At 73.1% G+C, this 26,024-nt stretch carries 25 protein-coding genes; 11 read left to right on the top strand and 14 right to left on the bottom strand.

All coding sequences use genetic code 11. From position 1 onward, the window contains the following. Positions 1–2 precede the first annotated feature (2 nt). Complete coding sequence (gene efeO, locus OG310_RS25390; protein ID WP_329458168.1) at positions 3–1,157, bottom strand: iron uptake system protein EfeO; 1,155 nt, start codon at positions 1,155–1,157, stop codon at positions 3–5. Between the two features lie 455 nt (positions 1,158–1,612). Between efeO and OG310_RS25385 the strand changes: the two genes are divergently transcribed. After that, positions 1,613–2,290, top strand: coding sequence for a PhzF family phenazine biosynthesis protein (locus OG310_RS25385; protein ID WP_329458167.1), 678 nt, complete (start codon positions 1,613–1,615; stop codon positions 2,288–2,290). 235 nt (positions 2,291–2,525) lie between these two features. Here OG310_RS25385 and OG310_RS25380 read toward each other — a convergent pair whose 3' ends face one another. After that, positions 2,526–3,566 carry an ArsR/SmtB family transcription factor gene (locus OG310_RS25380; RefSeq protein WP_329458166.1) on the bottom strand — a complete coding sequence of 347 codons (1,041 nt, stop codon included), beginning with the start codon at positions 3,564–3,566 and terminating at the stop codon, positions 2,526–2,528. Positions 3,567–3,869: 303 nt separating this feature from the next. Here OG310_RS25380 and OG310_RS25375 point away from each other — a divergent pair, with 303 nt between their 5' ends. After that, positions 3,870–4,985: an MFS transporter gene (locus tag OG310_RS25375; protein ID WP_329460376.1), complete on the top strand. Its 1,116-nt coding sequence runs from the start codon at positions 3,870–3,872 to the stop codon at positions 4,983–4,985. On the opposite strand, the gene OG310_RS25370 is transcribed toward OG310_RS25375, so the two are convergent. Together OG310_RS25370 and map are read right to left on the bottom strand one after the other, a co-directional pair. Next, positions 4,973–5,632, bottom strand: coding sequence for a biliverdin-producing heme oxygenase (locus tag OG310_RS25370; protein WP_329458165.1), 660 nt, complete (start codon positions 5,630–5,632; stop codon positions 4,973–4,975). The genes OG310_RS25375 and OG310_RS25370 overlap by 13 nt on opposite strands. Positions 5,633–5,802: 170 nt before the next feature. Then, positions 5,803–6,660: a type I methionyl aminopeptidase gene (gene map, locus OG310_RS25365; protein WP_329458164.1), complete on the bottom strand. Its 858-nt coding sequence runs from the start codon at positions 6,658–6,660 to the stop codon at positions 5,803–5,805. Between the two features lie 139 nt (positions 6,661–6,799). On the opposite strand from map, the gene OG310_RS25360 reads away from it, so the two are divergent. Beyond that, positions 6,800–7,024 (top strand): hypothetical protein, encoded by a 225-nt coding sequence (locus tag OG310_RS25360; RefSeq protein WP_329458163.1) that lies wholly within the window; start codon positions 6,800–6,802, stop codon positions 7,022–7,024. Between the two features lie 267 nt (positions 7,025–7,291). On the opposite strand, the gene OG310_RS25355 is transcribed toward OG310_RS25360, so the two are convergent. The 3 genes from OG310_RS25355 to OG310_RS25345 all read right to left on the bottom strand — a co-directional run bounded on the left by OG310_RS25355 (position 7,292) and on the right by OG310_RS25345 (position 10,788). Beyond that, entirely contained in the window at positions 7,292–8,293 is a 1,002-nt protein-coding gene (locus OG310_RS25355) for a bile acid:sodium symporter family protein (RefSeq protein WP_329460375.1), read from the bottom strand. A 268-nt stretch (positions 8,294–8,561) separates the two neighbouring features. Next, positions 8,562–9,908 carry an MFS transporter gene (locus OG310_RS25350; RefSeq protein WP_329458162.1) on the bottom strand — a complete coding sequence of 449 codons (1,347 nt, stop codon included), beginning with the start codon at positions 9,906–9,908 and terminating at the stop codon, positions 8,562–8,564. Between the two features lie 94 nt (positions 9,909–10,002). After that, positions 10,003–10,788 carry a hypothetical protein gene (locus OG310_RS25345; protein WP_329458161.1) on the bottom strand — a complete coding sequence of 262 codons (786 nt, stop codon included), beginning with the start codon at positions 10,786–10,788 and terminating at the stop codon, positions 10,003–10,005. Positions 10,789–10,867: 79 nt separating this feature from the next. On the opposite strand from OG310_RS25345, the gene npdG reads away from it, so the two are divergent. The 5 genes from npdG to OG310_RS25320 all read left to right on the top strand — a co-directional run bounded on the left by npdG (position 10,868) and on the right by OG310_RS25320 (position 15,457). Further along, positions 10,868–11,614: an NADPH-dependent F420 reductase gene (gene npdG, locus OG310_RS25340; protein WP_329458160.1), complete on the top strand. Its 747-nt coding sequence runs from the start codon at positions 10,868–10,870 to the stop codon at positions 11,612–11,614. Positions 11,615–11,655: 41 nt separating this feature from the next. Continuing rightward, a complete protein-coding gene (locus OG310_RS25335; RefSeq protein WP_329458159.1) occupies positions 11,656–11,895 on the top strand; it encodes a hypothetical protein in 240 nt (79 codons plus the stop codon). 80 nt (positions 11,896–11,975) lie between these two features. After that, the gene (locus OG310_RS25330; protein ID WP_329458158.1) at positions 11,976–12,569 is read left to right on the top strand and encodes a hypothetical protein; all 594 of its coding nucleotides are present in this window, start codon (positions 11,976–11,978) and stop codon (positions 12,567–12,569) included. A gap of 161 nt (positions 12,570–12,730) precedes the next feature. Next, the gene (locus OG310_RS25325; RefSeq protein WP_329458157.1) at positions 12,731–13,339 is read left to right on the top strand and encodes a hypothetical protein; all 609 of its coding nucleotides are present in this window, start codon (positions 12,731–12,733) and stop codon (positions 13,337–13,339) included. A 372-nt stretch (positions 13,340–13,711) separates the two neighbouring features. Then, complete coding sequence (locus tag OG310_RS25320; RefSeq protein ID WP_329460374.1) at positions 13,712–15,457, top strand: coagulation factor 5/8 type domain-containing protein; 1,746 nt, start codon at positions 13,712–13,714, stop codon at positions 15,455–15,457. Between the two features lie 138 nt (positions 15,458–15,595). Here the strand turns inward: OG310_RS25320 and OG310_RS25315 are convergent, their stop codons facing one another. Then, positions 15,596–16,411, bottom strand: a complete 816-nt coding sequence (locus OG310_RS25315; protein WP_329458156.1) for a site-2 protease family protein — start codon at positions 16,409–16,411, stop codon at positions 15,596–15,598. 82 nt (positions 16,412–16,493) lie between these two features. Beyond that, positions 16,494–18,026 (bottom strand): multidrug effflux MFS transporter, encoded by a 1,533-nt coding sequence (locus OG310_RS25310; RefSeq protein ID WP_329458155.1) that lies wholly within the window; start codon positions 18,024–18,026, stop codon positions 16,494–16,496. A gap of 30 nt (positions 18,027–18,056) precedes the next feature. On the opposite strand from OG310_RS25310, the gene OG310_RS25305 reads away from it, so the two are divergent. Together OG310_RS25305 and OG310_RS25300 are read left to right on the top strand one after the other, a co-directional pair. Further along, positions 18,057–19,091 carry a Gfo/Idh/MocA family protein gene (locus OG310_RS25305; protein ID WP_443078730.1) on the top strand — a complete coding sequence of 345 codons (1,035 nt, stop codon included), beginning with the start codon at positions 18,057–18,059 and terminating at the stop codon, positions 19,089–19,091. Between the two features lie 144 nt (positions 19,092–19,235). After that, positions 19,236–20,018: an SDR family oxidoreductase gene (locus OG310_RS25300; protein WP_329458153.1), complete on the top strand. Its 783-nt coding sequence runs from the start codon at positions 19,236–19,238 to the stop codon at positions 20,016–20,018. Between the two features lie 107 nt (positions 20,019–20,125). Here OG310_RS25300 and OG310_RS25295 read toward each other — a convergent pair whose 3' ends face one another. Further along, a complete protein-coding gene (locus OG310_RS25295; RefSeq protein WP_329458152.1) occupies positions 20,126–21,067 on the bottom strand; it encodes a D-2-hydroxyacid dehydrogenase family protein in 942 nt (313 codons plus the stop codon). A gap of 69 nt (positions 21,068–21,136) precedes the next feature. On the opposite strand from OG310_RS25295, the gene OG310_RS25290 reads away from it, so the two are divergent. Beyond that, positions 21,137–21,484, top strand: coding sequence for a MazG-like family protein (locus OG310_RS25290; protein ID WP_329458151.1), 348 nt, complete (start codon positions 21,137–21,139; stop codon positions 21,482–21,484). 189 nt (positions 21,485–21,673) lie between these two features. Here the strand turns inward: OG310_RS25290 and OG310_RS25285 are convergent, their stop codons facing one another. From OG310_RS25285 to OG310_RS25270, 4 genes are all read right to left on the bottom strand, one after another. After that, complete coding sequence (locus OG310_RS25285; protein WP_329458150.1) at positions 21,674–22,909, bottom strand: hypothetical protein; 1,236 nt, start codon at positions 22,907–22,909, stop codon at positions 21,674–21,676. Further along, complete coding sequence (locus OG310_RS25280; protein ID WP_329458149.1) at positions 22,906–23,541, bottom strand: COG4315 family predicted lipoprotein; 636 nt, start codon at positions 23,539–23,541, stop codon at positions 22,906–22,908. Before OG310_RS25280 ends, OG310_RS25285 begins: the two co-directional genes overlap by 4 nt. Before the next feature lie 430 nt (positions 23,542–23,971). Beyond that, positions 23,972–25,099 carry a mandelate racemase/muconate lactonizing enzyme family protein gene (locus OG310_RS25275; protein ID WP_329458148.1) on the bottom strand — a complete coding sequence of 376 codons (1,128 nt, stop codon included), beginning with the start codon at positions 25,097–25,099 and terminating at the stop codon, positions 23,972–23,974. Then, positions 25,096–26,001 (bottom strand): creatininase family protein, encoded by a 906-nt coding sequence (locus tag OG310_RS25270; RefSeq protein WP_329458147.1) that lies wholly within the window; start codon positions 25,999–26,001, stop codon positions 25,096–25,098. Before OG310_RS25270 ends, OG310_RS25275 begins: the two co-directional genes overlap by 4 nt. Positions 26,002–26,024: the final 23 nt, after the last annotated feature.

Here is a 26,024-nt window from a genome sequence, read left to right as displayed (position 1 = left end):
GCTTACTTCACAACCGCTGCGGCGAGCTTCGACAGCGGTTCCGCCAGCGCGTTGACACCGTCGGACAGTCCCTTGCGCTGGGGCGCGGTGACCTTCGTATAGGCCAGGAACCCGTCGGAGCTGTTCGTGTCGTGGTACTTGGCGAGGAGCTGGTCGATCGCGGTGAACTGCTTGTCGAGTTCGGTGACGAGGGCGGGGTCGTTCTTCTGCGCGATCGGCTTGAGCAGTTCGTACGCCTTCTGCGCGCCGTCGACGTTGGCCTGGAAGTCGGACAGGTCGGTGTGGCTGTAGCGGTCCTCCTCACCGGTGATCTTGCTGGTGGCGACCTCGTCCAGCAGTTCCTTGGCGCCGTTGGCCATGGAGGTGGGGGTGATCACGGCCTTGCCCACACGCTGCTGCCAGTTCGCGAGGTCCGCGTCCAGCTGGTCGGCGAGCGCCTTCGCGTTCGGGGAGAGCTTCTTGTCCTGCCAGAGCTGCTTCTCCAGCGCGTGCCAGCCGGTCCACTTCTGGCCGGGCTCCAGGCCGTCGGCGCGGGTGTCGGTCTTCGGGTCGATGTCACCGAAGGACTCGGCGACCGGCTCGGTGCGCTCCCAGCCGACGCGGGACGGCGCGAACGCCTTCTGGGCGGCGGTGATGTCACCCGCGCGCACGGCGTCCGTGAACACCTTCACCTTGGGCAGCGTGTCGTCCGCCTGTGCCTGCGCGTACACGCGGTACGCGTTGACCGCGGCGTCCATCGCGGGGTTCCGCTTGGCGGCCGTCCCGCCGGTGACCGTGACCTTCTTGCGTATGCCCTCGCCCTTCATGCCGGGGATGCAGGCGATGTTGTAGGTGCCCGCCTTCACCTCGGCGGTGACGGTGGCGCGGGTGCTCGGGCCGAGGTTCTCCCGCTCGGTGGCGATCCGGCCGTCGGGGTAGAGGAGTTCGACCTCCGTGACCCGTGAGCCCTGGTTCTCGACGGCGAGCTGGAGGTGGCCGGCCGGGAAGGTCGTCTTCGAGACCGTGCAGGAGTCGTCCTTGGCGGTCACGTGAACGGCGCCGTCCCCGCCCTTCGCACCGCCGGAGGCGGCGTCGGTTTTGTCGGCGCATCCCGTGACGGCGGTCAGGGCGGCCACCGCCGCGGCGGCGGTGACGACGGAGAGACGGACAGGGCGCATGCGGGGCTCCACGGATGGGGTCGGTGCGACGACGGTTCGGGACGGCGGGCGTGGTGCGGTACGGCGGCGGTTCTTGACGCCTGTACTTCTCGTGTTCTTGACGACGGTGGGGCGTTGGTCCGTGGCGGCGGCCCTTGTACTGCGGTGTTCGGTGCTGCGGTTCGGTACTGCGGTGTTCGGTGCTGCGGTTCTCCGCGTTCGGTACGGCAACGCGGTACGAGGTGTCGCAACGGGGGCGGACCGGTCGGCCCGGTACACCCGCCGAAGCGAGGCATGCCTAACTTAACGAAGGCTTACCTGACCCAAAGCCGCACGTCCAGTGATCCGGATCTCATTTCTCACGTACCGGCGCATCGCGGTCACCGAACGGCCACGTGATCCATTAGCACAGGTCAAAATTTGGTCAAGCGATCCCCAAGGAGAGTCGGGCCGCGCGGGGATGCTTGAATTCCCGCGTGACAGACCAACGGCAGCGGGCAGAGCCCGTGAAGGACCTCGACGTCCTGCGGGTCTTCTGCGCCGCCGACGGGCGGCACGGCAACACCCTGGGGGTCGTCAGGGACGGCAGGGCGTACCGCGAGCGGCCGGCACGGCAAGCCCTCGCGGACCGGCTGGGGTACAGCGAGACGGTCTTCGTGGACGACCCGGAGCGCGGTGTGGTCGACATCTACGCGCCGGGCCTGCGGCTCCCGTTCGCCGGACACCCCCTCGTCGGCGCGGCCTGGCTGCTCGACGTGGAGTCGGTGCACGTCGAGGCGGGCGAGGTGTGGGTACGCCAGGACGGCGAGTTCACCTGGATCACGGCGCGTCCCGAGTGGGTACCGCCGCGCACGCTGCGGCGGTTCGACTCGCCCGCCGAGGTCGACGCGCTGCCCGCGCCGCCGCCCGGCGAGGGCTGGCTGTACGCGTGGGCATGGGAGGACGAGGCGGCGGGCCGCGTCAGGGCGCGCGCGTTCCCGCGCCGCGACGAGGTGATCGTCGAGGACGAGGCCACCGGCGCGGCGGCCCTCCTGCTGACGGCGCACCTCGGCCGGGCGCTCAACATCACCCAGGGCAGGGGCTCCCAGCTGCTGACGGCGCCCGCGCCGAACGGCGAGATCGAGCTGGGCGGCCGGGTGCGGTTCGCCGCGTGAGACGGGCGGATACCGGAGTCGCACCGGGTGGCGGCCGCCTGCGCGGGATCGCCCCCACGGCCCTGACAGTGAGCCGGCCCCCGGCTCCGCGCCGGGAGCCGTCCGGGCGCGCCGGGCGGGGCACGTGTGTGCCGGGAGGGGCACGTGTGTGCCGGGAGGGGCACGTGTGTGCCGGGAGCCGTCCGCGAGCGCCGGGCGGGGCACGTGTGTGCCGGGAGCCGTCCGTGTGTGCCGGTCACCCGGCGGGGCGGGCCAGTCGGCGCCCGAGGTCCGTCCGTTCGTAGAGCACCTGATGGCCGTGGCGCCGTGACGTGAGCAGCCCCGCGCCGCGCAGCACCGCCAGGTGCTCCGACACGGACGAGGCCGCGAGGCCGTGCCGGTGCGCCAGTTCCGTGGTGGACGCGGGCGCGTCGAGACCGGCCAGCAGCCGGGCCCTGTTCGCGCCCAGGAGCCGCCCGAGGGCCCGGACGGCCTCGGCGGCCCTCTCCCCCGCGGCCGTCCCCGCGGCGCCGGACCACTCGCCCCGGCCCCACAGCTGTCCGATGCCCCGCGCCGGATACAGGATCGTCGGCTGCCACGGCGGCGCGAAACCACTGACGACGTCCGGCCACACGAACACACTGGGCATCAGCAGCACACCTCGCCCGTCCAGCCGCTGTGTCACGGGGAAACCGGGAAACACGTCTCCCACCCGCAAAGTCCCACTGTCCGCCGACCACACCACCCGTGTGTCGAGGTCGGCGAAGAGCGCTTCGAGTCCCCCGGCTGCGAGCCGCCGGGACCGGTAGCCGATGTCGGCCTCCAACAGGCCCCGCAACCGGGGCCAGTCGGGCGCGAGCAGAGCCCGCCAGGCGCGCTCGGTGACATCGGCGAGCAGGCCCACGGCGGCGGCCGGATCCGCCAGCAGCCGCTGTCCGCGCGGCGATTCGAGCGCCCCGGGCGTGCACTGGAGCGAACGCGCCATCTCCACCCGGGCCATGGCCGGGTCGGTGGCCCGCATCCGTGCGATCTCGTCCTCGAACACTCCGGCGGGGCCGACGGGCGGCGGCCCGAGGAAATCGGGCGTGTACCCACGGCCCCGGGGCATGAACAGCCACAGGTCGGACAGGTCGAGTCCGTCCGCCACCGCCCGTACCCGGGCGAGCCACGCGCGGTGGTAGCGGTGCCGCCCGGTGCGGCGCAGCAGCCGCAGGGCCTCATGGGTCTGGCACAGCGGCGACACCGCGAAACGGCAGCGGGCCAGGTCCTCGGTGCGCAGGTGCAGGTGGAGCGGCATGGCGGGGGTCGTCTCCCGGCGGCGGTGATTCGGCTCAGGCCGAAAGAGTAGAGCGGGCGACACCGGGGCGGCGACGCTCCTTTCGGACGGACCGGCCCGGCCACCCCGGCCACCCGGCGCGCTCGCGTCCCGCCGGCGCCCCGCCCGCGTCCTGCTCGTGCTCCGCTCCCGTCCCGCTCCCCCCTGCGCGTTCCAGGAGGACCCTTGAGTGCCGATCCCCTGCCCGCCCGGCGCCCCGCCGATGCCCGCCTCACCGATACCGGCCCCGGCGCCGTGCGCGGGGCGCTCGCCGTGGCGGGCCTGATGCTCGCCGCGTTCACCTTCAACACCACGGAGAACCTCCCGGTCGGCCTGCTCGGCGACGTCGCGCACGATCTGCGCGTGCCGCTCGCGGCCGTGGGCGCTCTGGTCACGGGATACGGCGTCACCGTGGCCGTGTTCTCCCTCCCGCTGGCGCGCGCCATGCGCGCGGTGCCGCACCGCTACGTACTGGCCGCCGTCCTCGCCGTCCTGGTGGTCGCGAGCCGGCTGTCCGCGGTGGCCGGTTCGTACGGGGTGCTGCTCGGCGCGCGGGTCGCGACGGCGCTCGCGCAGGCGTTGTTCTGGGCGGTCATGGGTCCGGCCGCGGTGGGCCTGTTCGCCCCGGAGCGCAGGGGCCGGGTCATCGGGGTGCTGTCGGTCGGCGGGTCGCTGGCGACGGCGCTCGGGGTGCCCGCGGGCACCTGGCTCGGCCGGCACGGCGGCTGGCACGCGCCGTTCGCGGTGCTGGCCTGCCTCGGGGCGGTGGCGCTCGTACTCGTCGCGGCCTGCCTGCCGACGACGCGGCCCGGCACCGGCCACGCCGCGTTCGGTCCTGCGCCCGACCGGCGGGCGTTCGGTGTGGTGCTGGCGACGACCGCCCTCTCGGGCGCGGGCGCGTACACCGGGTTCACCTACATCGAGAAGTTCCTGACGGAGGTGAGCGGCTTCCCCGGCTCGGCGGTCGGTCCGCTGCTGCTGGTGTTCGGGGTCGCGGCGCTCGCGGGCATCGTGGGGGCGGGCCCGCTGCTCGACCGACTGCCCTGGGCGATGCTGGCGGTGCCCGTGGCGCTCCAGAGCGTCGCGATGACCGCCCTGTGGGCGGCGGGCGGCACCCGGTGGGCGGCGACGGCGGCGCTGGCGCTGCTGGGGGTGGCACTCGCGCCGGTCGTGATGGCGTCCCAGGCGCTGGTGCTGCGGGTGGCGCCCGGCCGCACCGAGACGGCCGTGGCGGCCAACTCGGCGGCGTTCAACGCGGGCGTGGCCCTCGGCGCGCTGACGGGCGGTCTGGTCCTGCCGCTGGTCACGGTGCGCGGCACGTTCCTGATCGGGGCGCTCTGGAGCGCGGTGGCGCTGGCGCTCCAGGCGCCGCGGGTGCGGCACCGCGCTCAGCCCGGGTAGAGCTCGCCCAGTTCGCGCAGGACCGCGCGGTTGAACTCGAAGGCGGTGCGGCACTCCTCCACGATCCGCAGTTTCTCCGGTCCGTCCACCGGCAGCGCGTCGAGGCTCGCCCGGTACGCGCGCTTGAACGCGGCGGGGTTGTCGATGCCGTCGAACGCGTAGAAACGTACGCCGTCGCCCCGGTGCGCGAAGCCCCACTGCTTGGCCGCACGGTCCCCGACCACCTGCCCGCCGGACAGGTCGCCGAGGTAGCGCGTGTAGTGGTGGGCCACGTAGCCGCCGTGCCAGGCCGCCGCGCAGTCCTCGATCCGGGCCGCGTAGGCGGCCGTCGCGGGCAGGGGCGCCAGGTCGCGACGCCAGTCGGGGCCGCGCAGGTACGCCAGGTCGCGGGCCAGCTCCGGCGTACGGGAGAGTTCCGGCCGCACGAAGGGACCGGCGACGGGGTCGGACGCGAGGCCGTCCCCGGTCGCACCGCCTTCGAGGGCCGCGTAGACGAACCACAGCTGCTCGGTGTACCGGGTGAAGGCGTCGAGCCCGAGCCTGCCGCCGAGGAGGCCGCTCATGAACGCGGAGGTGCCCGCGGCCTGGTGCTGCACGGCCGAGGCCTCGCGGATGCGAGTGGAGAAGGGGACGGTGGCTGTCGACACGGGCGGAACCTCCGGAACAAGGGGGACGACCGGACGGGACGGGACAAGGCAGGACAGCACAGCGAGCTTAGCTTAGCCTTACCTAACCGACCAGCCTCGCTCCTCTTGTGCCACTTCCCGACGCCCTGTCGGTAAAACCGTACCCCGGGGAGGAACCACGGCAAGAGGACTCACGGCAGGGTGAGGATCTCCGCCCCGGTCGCCGTCACGACCAGCGTATGTTCGAACTGCGCGGTGCGCCCGCGGTCCTTCGTGACGACCGTCCAGCCGTCGTCCCACATGTCGTGCTCGTACGAGCCGAGTGTCAGCATCGGCTCGATGGTGAAGGTCATGCCCTCACGGATGACGGTGGTCGCGTGCGGGCTGTCGTAGTGCGGGACGACCAGCCCGGAGTGGAAGGCCGTGTTGATGCCGTGCCCGGTGAAGTCCCGCACGACGCCGTAGCCGAACCGCTTCGCGTACGACTCGATCACGCGCCCGATGATGTTGATCTGCCGGCCGGGCCGTACGGCCTTGATGGCCCGGCTCAGCGACTCCTTGGTCCGCTCGACCAGCAGCCTCGACTCCTCGTCCACATCCCCGCACGGATAGGTGGCGTTGGTGTCGCCGTGCACGCCGTTGATGTAGGCCGTGACGTCCAGATTGACGATGTCCCCGTCCCGCAGCACCGTGGAGTCCGGGATCCCGTGACAGATGACCTCGTTGACGGAGGTGCACAGCGACTTGGGGAAGCCCCGGTAGCCGAGCGTCGAGGGATAGGCGCCGTGGTCGCACAGGTAGGTGTGCGCGACGCGGTCGAGCTCGTCGGTGGTCACGCCGGGCGCGATGTGCTTCGCGGCCTCCTCACGGGCGTCGGCGGCGATACGGCCCGCGATCCGCATGAGTTCGACGGTCTCCGCGCTCTGCACGTCCGGTCCGTCGTACGGGTCGGGCAGGGGCTTTCCGACGTACGGCGGCCGGGGAATGGCCGCGGGGACGGAGCGCGCGGGAGAGATTTTTCCGGGGACGAGAAGCTGCTGGCCAGACATGCGGCGAGTCTAACCAGCGTCCCGCCCGCACCGGCGGGGCAGCATGACGGATGAGGCGCACGGCACGGCACGGGGTAGGACGGCAGGGGACGCTACGGTCAGCACCCACAGCACGGACTCAGAGGGGAAGGGACGGACGATGGCCCTGTTCAAGAAGCGCACGGAGCCCAAGGCGGGCGAGTGGTACTACTGCCTCCAGCACAAGACGGTGGAGGAGGGGCTCCAGTGCCCCGCCAAGAACCGCTTCGGCCCCTACGCGTCCCGCACGGAGGCGGAACACGCGATGGAGAAGGTCAAGGAGCGCAACGAGGAGTGGGACGCCGACCCGCAGCGCCCCGACGGCGGCAACACGCCGGGCACCTGAGCGGACCGCCCCCGGAGCGGCGCCCCCGCGCCCGCCGCCCGCAGGGCCCCGGGACCGCGGGCCCCGGGACCGTCGCGGGGCCGGGGCCCGCAGAGGGTCCGTGGCCCGCGCGGGGGGCCGGAGCCCGCGCGGAGCAGCCCTGCGGGGGTCCGCGGTGCGGGGAGCGGAGAGCGGAGAGCGCCCCCGACGGGTACGGTCCCCCGGGGCCGGCTCCGGGGGACCGGTCCCGGGACCGCGATCCCCGGACCACGCTCCCGGCCCTCCCCGTCAGTCCGCCGCCACCGTCCGCCGGTCGCGGCGCGCCATCCACGCCGCCACCACGGCCCCCGAGACGTTGTGCCAGACGGAGAAGATGGCCGCCGGGAGCGCCGCCTCCGCGCTGAAGTGCGCGGTCGCCAGCGACGCGGCCAGCCCCGAGTTCTGCATTCCGACCTCGAACGCCATCGCGCGGCTGGCCGGCTTGCCCAGCCGGGACAGCGCGCCCGCCCCGTAACCGAGGGCGAGCCCCAGCCCGTTGTGCAGGACCACGGCCAGCAGGACCAGCGCCGCCGCGTTCTTGATCAGCTCCGCGCTGCCCGCCACCACCGTCACCACGATGAGCGCCACGACCAGCGCGGAGATCCACGGCAGCACCCCGAGGACCCGGTTCACCCAGCGCCCCGCGAGCAGGCGTACGAGCACACCCGCGACGACCGGCAGCAGCACCTGCTTGAGGATGTCCGTGACCATCGAGCCCGCGTCCACGTCCAGGAACTGGCCGGCGAGCAGCAGGGTCAGCGGCGGTGTGAGCAGCGGCGCGAGCACGGTGGACACCGTCGCGACCGACACCGAAAGGGCGACGTCGCCGCGCGCCAGGTACGCCACGACGTTCGAGGCCGTACCGCTGGGCGCGCAGCCCACCAGGATGACGCCGGCGGCGAGCTGCGGCGGCAGGCCGAGCAGGGTGGCGATCACCCAGCCGAGCCCCGGCATGATCACGTAGTGCGCGACCAGGCCGAGTCCCACCGCCCAAGGCCGCTTGGCGACCGCTTTGAAGTCGGGCAGGGTCAGCGTGAGTCCCATGCAGAACATGACGGTGCCGAGCATCCACGGGGTCGCCGTACCCCAGCCGGTGAAGGCCGAGGGCCGGATCATGCCGAGGGCGCCCGCCGCGAGGATGAGCAGCGGGAAGACCGTGACCGCCCGGTGGGCGGCCTTGTCGGTCCCGGACGCCGTCCCGCGTCCCGCGGACGCGCCGGGCGACGGGGACGCCCCGGAGTCTCCCGGCACCGGGTGCTGTGCGGGTTTCGCGGGCTCCGGGTGCTCCGGGGCCGCGAGGGGCCGGCGGGACGCGGCCGCGGGGGGCGAGGCGCAGGGCCCTGCGGCCCCGGCCGCACCGGGGGCCGTGGCGGGCCGGGCGGAGCCGGCGGGGGACGGGGACCGTCGCGCGGTCCCGTCGCTGGTCTGGTTCTGCTCTTCGGGTGACACCGGGGCATCGTAAAGATGGCACGTACATGCAGTCGGGGCGTTCCGGATCGTGGACGATCACGCACCCGCGCTACGCCCCCGCGACCTCCGGCGTGCCGGAAGGGCCCGCGACGGTCTCCGCCGCCACCCGCGCCGCCGCCTCCTTCTCCTTCTGGGCGCGCCTGCGCAGGGCGTCCGGATCGGTGTCCGCGTTGTAGCTCAGCAGTTTCGGCAGCGCCACCGCCAGCAGCCCCACCGCCGCCACGCAGGCGAAGCCACCGCCCCAGATCGCGGGGCGCGTGCCCGTCAGCCCCGCCGTGGTGCCCGCCCGTACCTGCCCGAGCTGCGGCCCGCAGCTGTACGAGAGGACCTCGATGCCCGCGAGCCGTCCGCGCAGCTCGTCGGGGATCGTCTGGTCCCAGATGGTGTGCCGGGCCAGTCCGCTGAGCATGTCCCCGGCCCCCGCGACCGCCAGGCACAGCAGGATGAGCCAGATGTGCGACATCAGACCGGCCGCCGCCATCGCGAGGCCCCAACTGCCCGCGCCGAGCGCGACCATCCGGCCGTGGCGGCGCGTCCTGGACGCCCAGCCGCTCGTCGAGGTCACGAGCATCGAGCCGAAGGGTATGGCGCTGTACATCAGCCCCAGCGCCCACTTGGCGTCCAGCTCGTCCGCGAGGAAGGGGAACAGCGTCACCGGGTACGCGAAGAACATCGCCGCGACGTCCATCGCGTAGGTACCGAGCAGTACCGGTTTGCTCCACGCGTAGCGCGCGCCCTCCACCACGCTGCGCAGCGACGGCCGCGAGGTCACGCCCGACGGCGGGGCGGGCGCGAGCCGCAGGCACATCGGCACGGTCAGCAGGAAGCCGATCACCGTCACCGTGTACGCCACCGGCAGCCCCACGTACGCGACGACCACGCCCGCGAGCGACGGGCCCACCACGGCGGCGAGCTGACCGCGCATGAAGTTGAGCGCGGACGCGGCCGTGAGCTGGTCGTGCGGGACGATCCGCGCGATCAGCGAGCCGAGCGCGGGCTGCTGGAGCCCGGACAGCGCGGAGACGGCCGCCGCGACCACGTACAGCGGCCACAGCGCGGGGTGCGGCAGCAGCGAGTTGGCCAGCAGGACCAGGGCCAGCACGCCGAGACCCGCCTCCGAGAGGAGGATGACCTTGCGGCGGTCGACGGCGTCGGCGAGCGCGCCCCCGTAGAGGCCGAAGGCGATCAGCGGCACGAGTTCGACCCCGCCCATCGCGCCGACCGCGAGCGGCGAGTCCGTCAGCTCCTTGATCTGCAGCGGCAGGGCCACCATCGTCATGGAGCTGCCGAAGGACGTCACGAGCCCCTGGAACCAGAGCAGCCGGAAGTCGGGCAGCGCGCGCAGCGGGGTCAGGTCGGGCAGGATCGCCAGGGCACGGCGGAAGAAATGTGGCACGAGGTGCCATGTTCCGTTCTCTTACGTGCACCGTGCAAGCGAAATCGGGGAGACGGTCAGGGGTACGGGAGTCACGCGGCGGCGCGAGCGGGCGTCACCAGCGGGCGGGCGGCGGTGCCGTGAGCCGGTCCGCGAGCAGGGAGAGCCGGTCCCTGAACCGGCGCCTGCCGCGCGCGGCGGGCCGTGCGGACTCCCCGACCGCAGCGCTCACCAGATGCTGCACTGTGTCGAAGTCCACACCGGCCTCCGGGCGCCGACCAGGGATCCCGGCGAGCCCGGCCGGCAGGACGCCCGTGCCCACGTCCGCGCCGGTGTCCGCCCCGGGAAGGCCCGCGGCGAGGCGCCCGGCGCCACCGGCCGGGCCGGCGGCGCGCGCGGCGCCTGCGCTCTCGTCCCACCCGCCGCGCCCGGCACCCCCGGCGCCGGCGGCACCCGCCACGGTCAGCGCCTCGTGCGCCAGCGCGTGCATCCGCGGGTCCCCGCCGTCCAGCGAGAAGACCGTCGCCCCGGCCCGCCGCGCCCCGTGCACCCGCTCCAGCAGCCCGGCGTCCGCCGGTCCCGGCGCCACCACCAGCAGCGTCTCGCCGCGCCCCGCCCCCTCCAGGCGGCCGAGCCCGACCATCAGGTGCGCGGGCGCGTCCGGCGGCACCTCGTGCCGTACGAGGGTGGGCGCGAGCTCCGGCTGCCCCGACCAGGCGGCCTCGTCCACGAGATGGGCGGCCAGGTGCCACGGCTCGTACCCCCTGGTCCCCACGAGTAGCAGGCCCCCGCCCCGGGGTACGACGCACGAGCGCAGCGCACCGGCGAACCCCCTGGCCTCCGAAGGCCATCGGGTGGCGGCGAGCACCTCGCGCAACAGGGCGACGCGTACGGCATCCATGGCCCCGCATCCTGCCGGAGGCCGGCGCCCAGCATCCCGGAGTGGCCAAGACCTCACCCGAAAGGGAAGGGTAGGAGCCATGACTTCCTCATCCAGCGATTCCGGCACCTCCGCGAACGGCTCGGCCGCCGGCTCCCCCGCTCCCAAGCCTCCCGCCAAGGACCCCTGGGAGCTGCCCGACGTGTCGGGTCTCGTCGTCGGCGTGCTCGGCGGCACCGGGGACCAGGGCCGCGGCCTCGCCTACCGGCTGGCGCTCGCCGGTCAGAAGGTGATCATCGGATCCCGGTCGGCGGAGCGCGCCCGGGCCGCCGCCGACGAACTCGGCCACGGCGTCGAGGGCGCGGACAACGCGACGTGCGCGAGCCGCAGCGATGTGATCATCGTCGCGGTGCCCTGGGACGGCCACGCGAAGACCCTGCAGTCCCTGGCGGAGGAGCTGACGGGCAAGCTGGTCGTGGACTGCGTCAACCCCCTCGGCTTCGACAAGAAGGGCGCCTACGCGCTGACGCCCGAGGAGGGCAGCGCCGCGGAACAGGCCGCGGCGCTGCTGCCCGGGGCGCGCGTGACCGCTGCCTTCCACCACCTTTCGGCCGTGCTCCTGCAGGACGCCGAGGTGGAGTCGATCGACACGGACGTGATGGTGCTCGGCGAGTCCCGGGCGGACACGGACATCGTGCAGGCGCTCGCCGGCCGGATCACCGGCATGCGGGGCGTCTTCGCGGGGCGGCTGCGCAACGCGCACCAGGTGGAGTCGCTGGTGGCGAACCTGATCTCGGTCAACCGGCGTTACAAGGCGCACGCGGGAGTGCGCCTCACGGACATCTGACCTCCGCGGGCCGGACGGGGACGGCGGAGCGGGCGGGGCGGATGGGGGAGACTGTGCGGGACCCGGTCTCCCCCGTCCGACAGGAGCAGCACCTCATGCCCCGCCTCGCCGTCTACGCCCTCGTCGTCTGCGCGCTCGCCGTCGCGGCGGCCGTGCTCTCCTTCGTCCAGGGCGACTGGATCGGCATCGTGTGGGTGCTCCTCGCGGGCCTGTCGTCCAACATGGCCTGGTACTACCTTCGGCGTGCGCGGACGGCAACGGCTTCGTCACAGAGGGGCTGACCTCCTCGACGAACGCCCGGCTCCCCCCGATAGCGTTGTCCCGGCCACGACAATCTTGCGGAACCGGGGGAGGGGCCGCCATGCCCTACGTCATCTTCTTCGCGGTGCTCACCGTCGTCTTTCCCAGCTGTTTCGTCCTGACGCAGAAACAGTTGGGACGGGCCCGGTCGCTGGTGCCGGCCGTCGCGTCGAGCGTCAGGGCCCCGGAGCCCCTTCTGGTGCTGCGCCGCGCGGTCTTCTTCGTCTGTTCGCTCATCGCCGTCGGCGGCCTGATCGCCATGATCAACGCTCATGACGCGGACACCTGGTCGGACGGCGAGGTCCTGGGGATCGCCCGGGACGCGGCGGACAGCCTCAGCGACGCCGACTCCGTGTCGAGTCCCGAGAGCGCGGTGAACGCCGCCGTCGAGGACGCGATGCGCGACGGGGATGGTCCGGGACTGCTGACGACCGAGACCTCACCCACCGTTCCGGACGACGCGGACGACGGCGCCGACAGCACCCGATACGTCATCAGCGACCACGGCCGGCATGCCGCCTGCCTGACGGTCACGTCCACCGAGGGCGCCCCGATCCTCGTCCCCGTACCGGGCGGCGCCGACCCGGACGACGCGGGCGCCTCCCGCATCGACACCTACGACCTGTCCGCCACCGCGGCGCGCGGCGCCTGCTGACGCACGCACGCGGTCCGGGCACACCGCGTCCGCACCCGCGCCGTCGCGCACGCGGGGTCACCACCGTCGCACGCAGGGGTGGGCCCGTCCGGCGGGAAGCGGCCACCGCTCGTTACGATTGACCCGTCCATGCCACGTCAGCGCCGCCCGGGGGTCCTTCCGTGTTCTCGATCGTCGCCGCCCTCCTGGCCCTGGCCCTGGTCCTCGGCCTGGCGATCCGGACCCAGCAGTTGCTGTGGCGGTCGCAGTCGTGGCAGCCCGCAGTCGCGTCGAGTGTGGGAACCCCGCAGAGCACCCTCCAGGTCCGCCGGGCGATCCTCGTGCTCTGCACGCTGTTCGCCATCGGCTGGCTCGTCGCCTCGCTCCACGTGCACGACGACGACACCTGGTCGGACGACGAGATCCTGGGGATCGCCGATGACGCGGCGTTCGACCTCAACCGCGGCGGCGACGTGACGGACTACCGGAGCTCGGTGACCGACGCCCTCGCCGACGCCGAGGCGCTGCGGGACGGTCCGGCCCGGAGCCTGAAGATCCAGCCGCTCGACGCGCCCGACGGCTCCGCGGACGAGGACGACGTCGACGACGTCCCTTCCACGACGCGCTACCTCATCAGTGACGAGGGCCGCAACCCGGCCTGCCTGACCGTCACGGTCGGCGCCGGGGACGACATGGACTTCGACGTTCCGGACGCGAGCGGTTCGGGATACGGCTCCGCTTCGGTCGACACGTACCGGATCTCCGCCCGCGCGGCCTCGGGCGGCTGCTGACGCCCGTACGGCCGCCGCCGTTCCGCACCGGCCCCACCGGCCTCAACTCCGCACCCTTGACGCCCCCTTCTCACACGCGTTCAATCAAGCCGTGAAATAAGGGCCGACCCACCGGGCCGGCGCAGTCCACGTGCAGTTCGGACGTCACGTGCCCGTACGGCCGTTCGTTCGGCTGGGCTCGCGCGCGCCGTCCGTCGTTGTCGAAGGGACGGCCATCTCGTGCCCCTTGATTTCCCCGAACTCCCCACTCCCCCGGCGCACCCCACCACCGATGACGCCTCCGCCGGCCCCACCGCCCCGGAATCGTCGAACCTGCGCAGACGGGGCTTCCTGCTCGCGTCGGGCGCACTCGCCGCCGGTGGCGCGGCGGCCATGACGACCCCGGCCGCGGCCGCGTCCACCACGACGGCGGAGCGGGCCGCCTCGGCCACGACGGCCGCGGCCGCCACTCCGCCGCCGCCCGCACAACACGCGGCGGGTGACCCCGATCTCGGGCCCAACGTCTACGTGTTCGACTCCTCCATGGACACGGACACCGTCCAGTCGACGCTGGACGCGATCTTCGCGCAGCAGAAGCAGGCCGAATTCGGTACCGGCCGCTACGCGGTGCTGTTCAAGCCCGGCGGCTACGACGTCGACGTCAACCTCGGCTACTACACCCAGGTCGCGGGGCTCGGCGCGCAGCCGGCGGACGTGACGATCTCCAATACCCTGCACGTGGACGGCGACGCCCACGGCAAGGGCACACTGACGAACTTCTGGCGCGGGGCGGAGAACATCCACCCGGTGCCCCGCAGCGGCACGGACCGCTGGGCCGTCTCGCAGGCCACCTTCTACCGGCGGATCTACCTGACCGGCAACCTCCAGCTGGACGACGGCGGTTACTCCAGCGGCGGCTTCATCGCGGACAGCCTGATCACGGGCCAGGTGTCCTCGGGCACCCAGCAGCAGTGGATCACCCGCAACTCGGTGGTCGGCGGCTGGCTGGGCTTCAACTGGAACATCGTCTTCGTCGGCACCGACAACGCGCCGGCGACCAGTTTCCCCTCGCCGCCGTTCACCAACGTGGCGCGCACCCCGGTCGTACGGGAGAAGCCGTTCCTGCACGTGGACAAGGCCGGCGCGTGGCAGGTGTTCGTCCCCGCCGTGCGCCGCGACAGCCACAACACGAGTTGGGAGGCGCAGCGCGCGGCCGGTACGGACGTACCGCTCGGCGACTTCCACATAGCGCAGCCGGGCGCGAGTGCGGCGGAGCTCAACTCGGCCCTCGCCCAGGGCAAGCACCTGCTGATCACGCCCGGGGTGTACCACCTCGCGCAGCCGCTGAAGATCACCGAACCCGACACGGTCGTGCTCGGTCTCGGTCTCGCCACGCTCATCCCCGACGGCGGTGTCACGGCACTCGACGTCGCGGACGTGGACGGGGTGAAGATCGCGGGACTGCTGGTGGACGCGGGGGCGCAGAGCAGCGACGCGCTCGTACGTGTCGGACCGGACGGTTCACGCCACTCCCACACGCACAACCCGAGCTCCCTGCACGACGTGTTCGTCCGTGTCGGCGGCGCGGGCGTGGGCAAGGCGAAGAACTCGATCGTCGTCAACAGCGACGACGTCATCATCGACAACACCTGGCTGTGGCGCGCGGACCACGGCTCGGGTGTGGGCTGGACGAAGAACACCTCCGACACGGGCCTGCTGGTGAGCGGGGACGACGTGACGGTGTACGGGCTGTTCGTCGAACACCACCAAAAGGCCCAGGTGAGCTGGTCCGGCGAGCGGGGCCGTACGTACTTCTTCCAGAACGAGATGCCCTACGACCCGCCCAACCAGGCTGCCTGGAACGAGGGCGCACACCGGGGCTGGCCGGCGTACGAGGTGGCGGACGGCGTGCGCGAGCACGAGGCGTGGGGGCTCGGCAGCTACTGCAACCTCACCAGCGACCCGACCATCGTCGCCGACCGGGCCTTCGCGGCGCCGCGGCGCTCCGGGGTCCGCTTCCACAGCATGCTCACGTTCTCGCTGGGCGGGGGGCAGGGCACGATCGCGCACGTCATCAACACGACGGGCGGGCCCTCGGACGCCGAGGTGGGACTCGCGAAGGTGACGAGCTACCCGTGAGCCCGCTCCCCCGCCGCTGACCCCCGGGTCCCCTGACCAGCCGACCCCTGGTCCCGAGGACGGACGGCGAACGGCGGGTGGCCCGGAGCGGCGAACGCTCCGGGCCACCCGCGCGCCGCGACGGCGCGGCACCGTGCCTCAGGACCCGAAGATGCCGGGGACGGAGCACATCGGGTTCGGCGATTTCCAGAACTGGAAGAGGTTCTGTCCGCAGTACACGGAGTTCTGGTCCACCCCGAGGTGCCCCAGGATCCCGTCGATCAGGTCGAAGAACGCGTTGTTGACCGTGCCCTGGTAGAGGACGACGAACACCGCGATCAGGCCGAACGGCGCGAACGGCGCGATCTGCCGGCGGATCTTCTGCGAGAGCCAGGGCTCGATCACGCCGTACCCGTCCAGCCCCGGTACGGGGACGAAGTTCAGCAGCGTCGCGGACACCTGCAGGAACGCGAGGAATCCCAGCGCCTCCCGGAACTGCAGCGGCATGCCGTCCAGGCCGCCCAGCCAGAACGGCGACGTGCACACGACGGCGAACAGCGCGTTGGTGAGCGGGCCCGCGGCCGAGATCGCACTGTGCTTCCAGCGACCCCGCACCCGGTCCCGCTCGATGTAGACCGCGCCACCGGGCAGGCCGATGCCTCCCATGATCACGAAGATCACCGGCAGCACGATGCTCAGCAGGGCGTGCGTGTACTTGAGCGGGTTGAGCGTGAGGTAGCCCTTGGCCCCGATCGTGATGTCCCCGCTGTGCAGGGCGGTGCGGGCGTGCGCGTACTCGTGCAGGCACAGCGAGACGACCCACGCGGACACGACGAAGAGGAAGACCGCGAAGCCCGCGTTGTCCGCGAACCCCGTCCAGACGCCCCAGCCGGAGACCGCCATGACGGCGGCGATCCCCAGGAACACGGGACTGATCCGCCTCTCGCTCTTACTGGTGGCGGTGGCACTGCTCATAGGGGCTCCCCCGGACGGCACGGGTGGTACTGGGGAGAACCGTACTGGGTGCCGGTGACAGCGCCGTCCGTACCCGGTTCCGTCACCGTGCGCGCTGCCGGCTCCCCGGGCCCGCGGGCCGCCCGGCCGGGCGTCCCCGCCGGGCGATCCGGCCTCCCCGCGGCCCCTCGGCCGGACCGGACCCCTCGCGCCGCCAGGGGCGTACGAGTGTGAGGAAGGCCACGGCCGCGCCCACCGAGCAGAACAGCTGGACGAGGGCCATCGGGACGGCCGTGTGTTCGCCCGCGACGCCCACCAGCGGGGAGGCGAGCGAGCCGAGGAGGAACGACGACGTGCCGAGCAGGGCGGAGGCGGAGCCCGCCGCGTGCGAGGCGCGGGTGAGGCCCAGCGTGTTCGCGTTGGCGTTGACCAGGCCCATGCCCGTCATCAGCGCGAACAGACCGGCCTCGACGGCGAGGATCCCGACGCGGCCGAAGACGCCCGTGGTCATGAGCAGCAGGGCGCTCGCGGCGGCCGTGATCAGCACGATCCCGCAGCCCATGATCTTGTGCATGCTGAACCGGCCCACGAGCACGCGCCCGTTGAGCTGGCCGACGCCGACCGAGCCGACCGCGTTGACGCCGAACAGGAGGCTGTACGTCTGCGGCGACGCGCCGTAGATGACCTGCATGACGAACGGCGAGGCGGACACGTACGCGAACAGCGCGGTGAACGAGAGCGTGCCGGTGAGCAGGTAACCGCTGAACGCCCGGTCCGCGAGGAGGCCCCGCATCGTGCGCAGTGCGGCGCCCACGCCGCCGCCGTGCCTGCGCTCGGGCGGCAGCGTCTCGTGCAGCCATTTCGCCGCGACGAGGGTGAGCAGCGCGCCCACGACGGTGATCACCACGAAGATGCCCCGCCAGTCGGTGAAGCGGAGCATCTGGCCGCCGAAGACGGGCGCGACGATCGGGGCGACGCCCGAGACCAGCATGAGGCTGGAGAAGAACCGGGCCATCGCGACGCCCTCGAACAGGTCGCGGGCGACGGCGCGGGAGATGACGACGCCGGCCGCCCCGGCGAGGCCCTGGACCAGGCGTACGGCGATGAGCACTTCGGCGTTGGGGGCCAGGGCACAGACGATGCTCGCGACCACGTACACGCTCATGCCGACGAGCAGCGGACGGCGTCGGCCCCATTTGTCGCTCATCGGGCCTATGACGATCTGGCCGAGCGCCATGCCGATGAGGCAGGCGGTGAGCGTGACCTGCACGGTGGCGGCCGGCGCGTGCAGCGCGTCGGTCACGGCGGGGAGTGCCGGGAGGTACATGTCGGTGGACAGCGGCGGGAGGGCGGTGAGACCGCCGAGCACGAGGGTGAGGAGCAGTCCGGCACGGCGGGCGGACGCGGCGGCGTCGCCCGGGCCGCGTACGGACACCGGGCCCTCGTCCTGGGCGGTCACCGGTCCTGGGCCGGAGGCGGCCCCGTCGCGCGGGGCGGGGACGGTCGTCGTGTCCGGGTCAGGGACGCGGCCCGCACCACAGGAGGGAAGGGGGGAGGCGCCGGGGGTGGTGCCGGGAACGGGACGGGGGCTGGGGGGCGTGGGCTCTGCGTTGACGGAAGGGCCGCCGGCCGGCATGACATCTCCTAGGTCGTCGAGTCATTTCATATGCTCGCAGCTGTCGACGGCTTCGGACGACAGGGAAAAAGGGAGCAGAACGTGACACGATGGGGCGTGGTGGCGACCGGCGGTATAGCGGCGCGGTTCACCCAGGACGTACAGGCGCTGGACGACGCGCGGGTCGTGGCCGTCGCGTCGCGGAACGAGGCGTCGGCGAAGACGTTCGCCGACCGGTTCGACATCCCGCAGGCGTACGGGGACTGGGCGGGCCTGTTCGCCGACCCGGAGGTGGACGCGGTGTACGTCGCGACGCCGCACTCCGCGCACCGGGCCGCGGCGGGCGCGGCACTGGAGGCGGGCAAGGCGGTGCTGTGCGAGAAGCCGTTCACGCTCAACACCCGCGAGGCGCAGGAGCTGGTGACGCTCGCGCGGGAGCGGGACCTGTTCCTGATGGAGGCGATGTGGACGTACTGCAATCCCGTGGTGCGTCGGCTGGTGGAGCTGGTGCGGGACGGGGCCATCGGCGAAGTGCGTTCGGTCCAGGCCGACTTCGGGGTCACTGGTCCCTTCGCCCCCGACCACCGGATGCGCGACCCCGAGCTGGGCGGCGGGGCGCTGCTCGACCTGGGCGTGTACCCGGTGTCCTTCGCGCAGCTGCTGCTCGGTGAGCCGTCCAGGATCCAGGCCGACGCACAGCTCTCGCCCGAGGGCGTGGACGTGAACACGGGGATGCTCCTCGGCTGGGACAGCGGCGCGGTCGCCGTCCTGACCTGCGGCCTCGACGGCCATTCCGGCACCCGCGCGACGGTCACCGGAAGCCGGGGCCGGATCGATCTGCCCGAGGGTTTCTTCGACCCGGACTCGTTCGTCCTGCACCGCGCGGGCGCGGAAGCGGAGGTCGTCCGCGCGCGGTCGGCGCTGCACGGCATGCAGCACGAGGCGGCCGAGGTGGGCGCCTGCCTGGCGGCAGGACGCACCGAGTCGTCCCTCGTCCCGCTCGCGGGCACGCTGGCGGTGATGCGGACCCTGGACGCCGTACGGGAGCGGCTGGGCGTCCACTACCCGCAGGACGCCGGGCACTGACCGGCAGGCAGCGGGGTCATCCGGGACCGGGGGCGGCCTCGGTAGGAGTCCGTGCCCGGCGGGACCGGGGCGCCGGCCGGGGGCGGTCCCCCCCCGGGATCCCGGCCCGTGCCGCGGGCGGGGGTACGACGCTAGCCTCGGCTCATGACCGAGCCCCGCCGTACTCCGCCGCCCTCCCCGTCCGCCCGCGTGGCCCTCATCACCGGAGCCGGTTCCGGCGTCGGGCAGGCCGTCGCGCGTGAGCTCGGCGCCGCCGGCTGGACGCTGGTGCTCGCCGGGCGGCGGCGGGAAACCCTGGAGCGGACCAGGGACGGCATCGACGGTGTCCGGGCCCTCTGCGTCGCCGCGGACGTCTCGGATCCCGACGACGTCGAGCGCCTCTTCGGCGCCGCCGCCGGCTTCGACCCGCGCCTCGACCTGCTCTTCAACAACGCGGGCACCTTCGGTCCCGGTGGTGTCCCGTTCGAGGAACTCCCGCTGTCCGCCTGGCACAAGGTCGTCGCGACCAATCTCACCGGGTCGTTCCTCTGCGCGCAGGCCGCGTTTCGCCGGATGAAGGCACAGGACCCGCAGGGCGGCCGGATCATCAACAACGGTTCGGTCTCCGCGCACGCGCCGCGCCCCGGCTCCGCGCCGTACACCGCGACCAAGCACGGTCTGACGGGCCTGACCAAGTCGCTGTCCCTGGACGGCAGGCCGTACCGGATCGCCTGCGGGCAGATCGACATCGGCAACGCCGCCACCGACATGACGGACCGGATGGCGCACGGGGTCCCCCAGGCGGACGGGCGCCTGATGCCGGAGCCGCTGATGGACGTGGCCGATGTCGCGAGGACCGTACGGCACATGGCGGAGCTGCCGCTGGAGGCCAACATCCCGTTCGCCACGGTCCTCGCGACCGCGATGCCCTACATCGGCCGCGGCTGACCACGGGCGAGAACACCTCACGGCCCGGGCCGGTCCGGCGGGCCGGCGGCGGCCCCGGCCCGGAGCCCCACCCCGCCGCCCGCCGCCGGGCCCGCACGCCGGTCAGGTCAGGTCAGTACGCGGACCGGCGAGCCCGCCGCCCACGCCGCGATGTCCTCGACCGCGTCGCGGTAGAACACCTCGTACGTGTCCCGCGTGACGTACCCGACGTGCGGCGTCAGGAGGGCGTTGTCCAGGAACCGCAGCGGATGGCGCGCCGCCAGCGGCTCCTGGCCGAAGACGTCGAGCGCGGCGCCGCCGATCCGCCGCTCGCGCAGCGCCGCGAGCAGCGCGTCCTCGTCGACGATCGGTCCGCGCGAGGTGTTGACCAGCAGCGCCTTCCGCTTCATCGCGGCGAACTCGGCGGCCCCGACCAGGCCCCTGCTGCGGTCGCTGAGGACGAGGTGCACCGACACGATGTCGGCCCTCGCGAACAGTTCCTCCTTGGTGACCGCGCTGACGCCGTGTTCCGCCGCCCGCTCGGCGGTGAGGTTCTGGCTCCAGGCGATGGTCTCCATCCCGAAGGCCTGCCCGATCGCCGCGACGCGCACGCCGAGACGGCCGAGGCCGAGCAGGCCGAGTGTCCGCCCGTTCAGGTCGCCGCCGACGCCGGTCTGCCAGCCCCCCTCGCGTACGGAACGGTTCTCCGCCGGGATGTTGCGCACGGCCGACAGGATCAGCGCCCAGGTCAGCTCGGCGGTCGGCGCCGAGATGTAGCCGGTGCAGGAGACGGTGATGCCGAGTTCGCCGGCGGCGGCCACGTCGATGGCGCGATTGCCCTTGCCGGTGGTGACGAGCAGCCGCAGGTCGGTCAGCCGGCGCAGGAGTTCGGCAGGGAACGGCGTGCGCTCCCGCATCGCCACGGCCACGTCGAACCCGGCCAGTTCCCGCACCAGCGTGTCCTCGTCGGCGAACGGCTCGTGGAAGACGCGGACCTCCGCGTCGAGGGAGCCCCAGTCGGCGAAGGAGAGTGCGACGTGCTGGTAGTCGTCCAGAATTGCGATCCTCATGGGCCGAAACTACCCGCCACGGGCGAACGGGCAGCGGCGAGGCCCTGACGGTCCTGTCACACTGCGGGGATGGAGCAGCAGGAACCCGCGAGGCGTGTCCCGTCCGGCGACGACCCCTGGGCAGCCGTGGAGCGGCTGCACGGGTGGCTCGACGCGCGCGGCACGCTGCCCGCCGAACAGGAGCGCCTGCTGCGGCTGCTCAAGCTCACCGAGGAGACCGGCGAGGTCGCGGCCGCCGTCATCGGCGCCACCGGGCAGAACCCGCGCAAGGGGTTCACCCACAGCTGGCAGGATGTGGAAGCCGAGTTGTGCGACGTGATCGTGACGGCAATGGTGGCGCTGCGCACGCTCACCCCGGACGCGGCCCGGGTGTTCGCGGGGCACCTGCGGCGCGTGGACGAACGCTCGCGCTCCTGAGCGGCCCCGGGGGCCGACCCGGAGCGCGGGAAACGGCACCCGGTCCGGGCCCCGGTGCCGCGAGGTGGGACCCCCGTCGCAGCGAGGTGGGACCCCGGAGCCGGATGCGGACGGCGGGCCCCGAACCGGCCGCCGGCAACAGCGGGCGGCGGGCTCCCGGACCGGGCCCCGTAAGGCCCCGCCCTTGCCTCAGCTGACCGCGTGGTGCCACACCGCCCACAGGCCGTAGAGCGCGAAAGCGACCCCCACGGCCCCCAGCCCGTACGACACGAGAGGGTTCGAGCCCCTGCGCACCGCGTACCGGGGATACACCGCGAACACCATCAACTGGCTGAGCCACAGGGCGAACAGCGACGGCTTGATCAGGCTGTCGTAGAACGCGTCGGGATCGATCAGGCTGACCGGTCCCGCGACGACCAGCGCCGCGCCGAGCCACGCCGTACCCCGGCGCAGGGAGAGCCGGGTCACCACGGTCAGCAGCCGGCTGAGCGCGAGGTATTCGACCAGCATCACACCGACCACACTGACCGCGACCCCCACGCCGACGGCGACGGCCAGGGGGTTTCCGACGAAGACCCGCACGACCGACATGCCGGGGATGGGCGCGCGCAGGAACGCGGGATCGGCGGCGAGCGGGAACACCGCGACGATCACACCGGCCGCGACCAGCAGGTAACCGGCCACCAGGCCGCGCCGGACCGTGCGGGTGCGCGGCGCCACCACCTCGCCGCCGAGGAACAGCGGCAGGCTGCCGCACACGTACAGCAGTGCCGTCTGCCCGATGGAGGTGGCGAGCGGCCCCGCCTGCGCGCCCGTACCGAACGACGCGGCGGGGGCGGCGTGGTGGACGGCGACCCCGTCCAGGATCGCCACCAGCACCAGCTGTCCCGCGGCGATCACACCGGTCGTGATCAGTGTGACCGCGCGGCCCGCCAGCATCACCGCCGCGAGGAACACCGGGATCGCGATCTCCAGCGCGCTCTGGTAGGGCCGGATACCGGGCCACACCGCGGGCAGGGTGTCGTAGACGACGGAGCCCGTGGTGTCGAGCAGGTAGAGCACATAGCTGACGATCCAGATCGCCGCCTGCACCTGCGCGACGCGCCGGCCGGCCGCCGCCTCCACGAACGCGAACTGCCCGCCCGCGGACGCGATGTCGCGCGAGTAGCGCAGCCAGATCGCCAGCGGGAAGCCGAACACGACCGCGGCGGCGAGTACGGACAGCCCGGCGGAGCCGCCCGCGTCGGCGACGATCGACGGCGCGTACAGCGCGGCGAGCGCGAGCGGGCCGCCGAGCGAGGCCACCGTGACACCGAGGAAGGCCCAGGGCCCGATCGTGCGGCGCAGCCCGGTGTGCGGGTCCACACCGCCGGGCGCCGCGGCCGGGCCGCCCCCGTCCCCCGGCCCGGCCGCGGCGGAGCTCACGACCAGCCGCCACCGGCGTCGGAGCCGCTGCTGCCGCTGTCACTCGCGGTCGGCGCCGCCGTCTTGGTGATCTGCTTGCCGTCCGGTCCCACGAGCCACCACTTGGCGCCGAAGCCGTCCACGCCCTGGCCCTTGGTGTCCCCGGCGGCGGAGTCGCCGGAGAAGTAGTAGAGCGGGTGGCCCGCGTAGGCCACCTGCATCGTGCCGTCGGAACGCTTGACGACGGTCAGCTTGGCCGAGGTCACACCGGATCCGGCCTTCGGGGCGGCCTTGGCCGTCACCGGGGGCCATCCGCTCGCGCAACTGCCGTCGCAGGTGGACGCGGCGTGCGTGTCCTGGGCGAACAGGTACAGCGTCTTGCCGGAGCCGTCGGTCAGATAGGTGCCCATGTCGCCGCTCTTGGTGTCGATGCTCGACACCGCCGTGGCCGCCCCCGAGCCGGAGCCCGAACCAGCGGCGGCGGGCGCGCTCGCGCTGCTGCTCGGCGTGTCACCGGGGGCCGAACTTCCGGATCCCGAGGCGGAGTCGGAGCTGCCACCGCAGGCCGCCGCGAACGCGGCCACGGCCGCGAGCGAGAGGCCGAGGCCCGCGGTGGACGAGATCCGGCGCTTCCTGTTCCCACGCGTTGTCATCGAACCGTTCATCGAAGCTGTCCCCTCACGAGACGTGTACGAGAGCTCCACGCGGCCCTGCTGGCCGGGCTTCTCGTGCGCCGCCGGCGCCCCGTGGCGGGAACCGGGGTCCGGGTGGCGCGTCTTGTCCCTCACTACGTGGCGGCCCGGGACAAGCACTCAAGGGGCGCGATGTGACGTGGGCCACAGATCACGGAGTCGGCGTAGGGGTGCGCCATGCCCCACGGGCCCGTCGCAGCTCGCGACGGGCCCGTGGGGCACCCGGAACCTCGGGGTGTGAGGGGTATGAGGGGCTTGAGGGGCTTGAGGGGTAAGAGGGGCTTGGCGGCCGGAGAGGCACGCGAGCAGCCGGGCACCCGGAGCGCGCCGGGCACACCGGTCGTGGCCGGGCGCGGAACCAGCGCGTGCCGCTCCTGACGCCCCCGGGGCATCAGCCCGTGAGGTCACCCTCCCGCTCGTTGACCGCCGCGTAGTGCCGCAGCTTGTCCTCGTCCACCCGTACGCCGAGGCCGGGCCCGGTCGGCACCCGCAGCCTGCCGCCGGCGAGTTCCAGCGGCTCGATGATGTCGTCGGAGTGCAGGTAGTACATGGAGTCGATGGCGCGCGAGAGCACCGGGGTGCTGGCCACGACCGCGAGGTGCGCGGCGGTCGCGATGCCCAACTCGCCGCCGCTGTGCAGGTTCATGCCGAGTCCGAACGTCTCGCAGTGGGCGGCGAGCGCCTTGGTCGGCGCGATGCCGCCCCACTTGTAGACGTCACCGTGGATCACGTCGACCGCGTTCAGCCGCATCGCGGGCGCGAAGTCCTCGAACCGCACGACGCACATGTTGGTGCACAGCGGGATACGGACGCGGGCGTGCACCTGGCTCATGCCGTCGATGCCGCTGCACGGGTCCTCCAGGTACTCCAGGTCGAGCTCCTCAAGCGCGATCCCGGCCCGTACCGAATCAGGCACGGACCAGGCCGCGTTGGGGTCCACCCGCAGGTCGACGGCGGGCAGCGCGGCGCGCAGGGCACGCAGGATCGCCACATCGCCGTCCACGTCCGTGGTGCCCTTGAGCTTCACGGCGCGGAAACCGCCCTCTGCGACGACCCGGGCCGCGTGGTCGGCGAGGGCGCCGGGCAGCGCGTCCCGGCTCGCGCCCGGCGCGTCGGCGCGGGTGATGAGCGCGGTGATCGGCACCTCGTCGCGGACCGGACCGCCGAGCAGATCGGTCACGGACTGGCCGGTGGCCTTGCCCATGACGTCCCAGCAGGCCACGTCGAGGGCGGCGATGGCCGCGTAGCCGAGGTAGCCGTAGAAGAAGGGCACCATGTGCTGCTTGCGGTGGAAGGCCTCCAGGGCGAACGGGCTGGTCCCGATCAGGTCCTTCGCGATCGACCGCACGATCGCGGCGACCGGCCGGCCCCACATGGTCTCGCCCCAGCCCTCGACGCCGTCGTCGGTGCGGATGCGCACGACCGTGCGGGTCTCCCCGGTCTTGGTCTCGAACGAGCTGGTGAACGGGTTGACCAACGGGAGGTTGACCACCTGCACGTCGACGTCCGTGATCTTCATTCTTCTCCTTGGTGGGCGGGCGCGGGTGCGGGTGCGGCAGCGCCCGCGGGTTCGGGTGCGGGCTCGGACCGGAGCCCGGGGCGGGTGGCGGCGTCGAAGGCCCGCACGGCGCGGGCGAGTCCGAGGGCACGGGCGTCGAGGAGCCGGCGTCCGGCGTCCCGGTCGGCGCCGGACGCGTCGTCGGTGGCACCGCCGACCCGGGCCCACTCGCCGTGGCGTTCGGTGGTGAGCCCCGGATAGGGCGGGTTGTCGAACAGCGGAGGCGGTACGACGGGCTCGCGGGCCGCCACGGGCGTCTGGACGAGCCCCGGATGGGCGGCCAGCATCAGCGAGGTCTCGAACCAGCCGGCGTGACCGGGGGTCACCTCGGGGCGCTCGGCCGTGCGGGCACCGGCCTCGCCCGCGCCACCGGGCGCTTCGCCGCCGTCCGCCGTGACGGTCCAGTACGAGCAGGCGGCGAGCGTGACGCCCTCGGCCTCCGGCCGCAGCGCGAAGCGCTTGACGGCGAGGCGCATGATCTCGTCGTTGCCGCCGTGCCCGTTGACGATCATGATCCGGCGGCAGCCGCTGGTGACGAGCGAGCCGAGGAGATCGCCGAGCACAGCGGAGAGGGTCGGCGCGGACAGGGAGAGGGCCGCGGCGAAGAGGTGGTGGGGACTGTGCCCGTAGGGCAGGACCGGCAGTCGCAGCACATCGGTCCCAGGAGCGCCCGGGACCTGCTCCTCCTCGGCGAGGATCTCCAGTGCCCGGTCCACGACGGCCTCGACGAGCAGGGTGTCGGTGGCGAGCGGCAGGTGGGCCGCGTGCTGCTCCTGCGACCCGATGGGCAGGAGCGTGACGCCCTCCGCTCCCGCGGCACGGGCTTCGCGCCAGGGCAGCTCGGACATATTTCGTTGACTCACAGTGCTGTCTCCAGGAAACGCTG

The organism is Streptomyces sp. NBC_01497 (assembly GCF_036250695.1).
Taxonomy (GTDB): domain Bacteria; phylum Actinomycetota; class Actinomycetes; order Streptomycetales; family Streptomycetaceae; genus Streptomyces.
The sequence above is the reverse complement of the archived record's forward strand: the minus strand, read 5'-3'. Positions and strand labels throughout refer to the sequence as shown.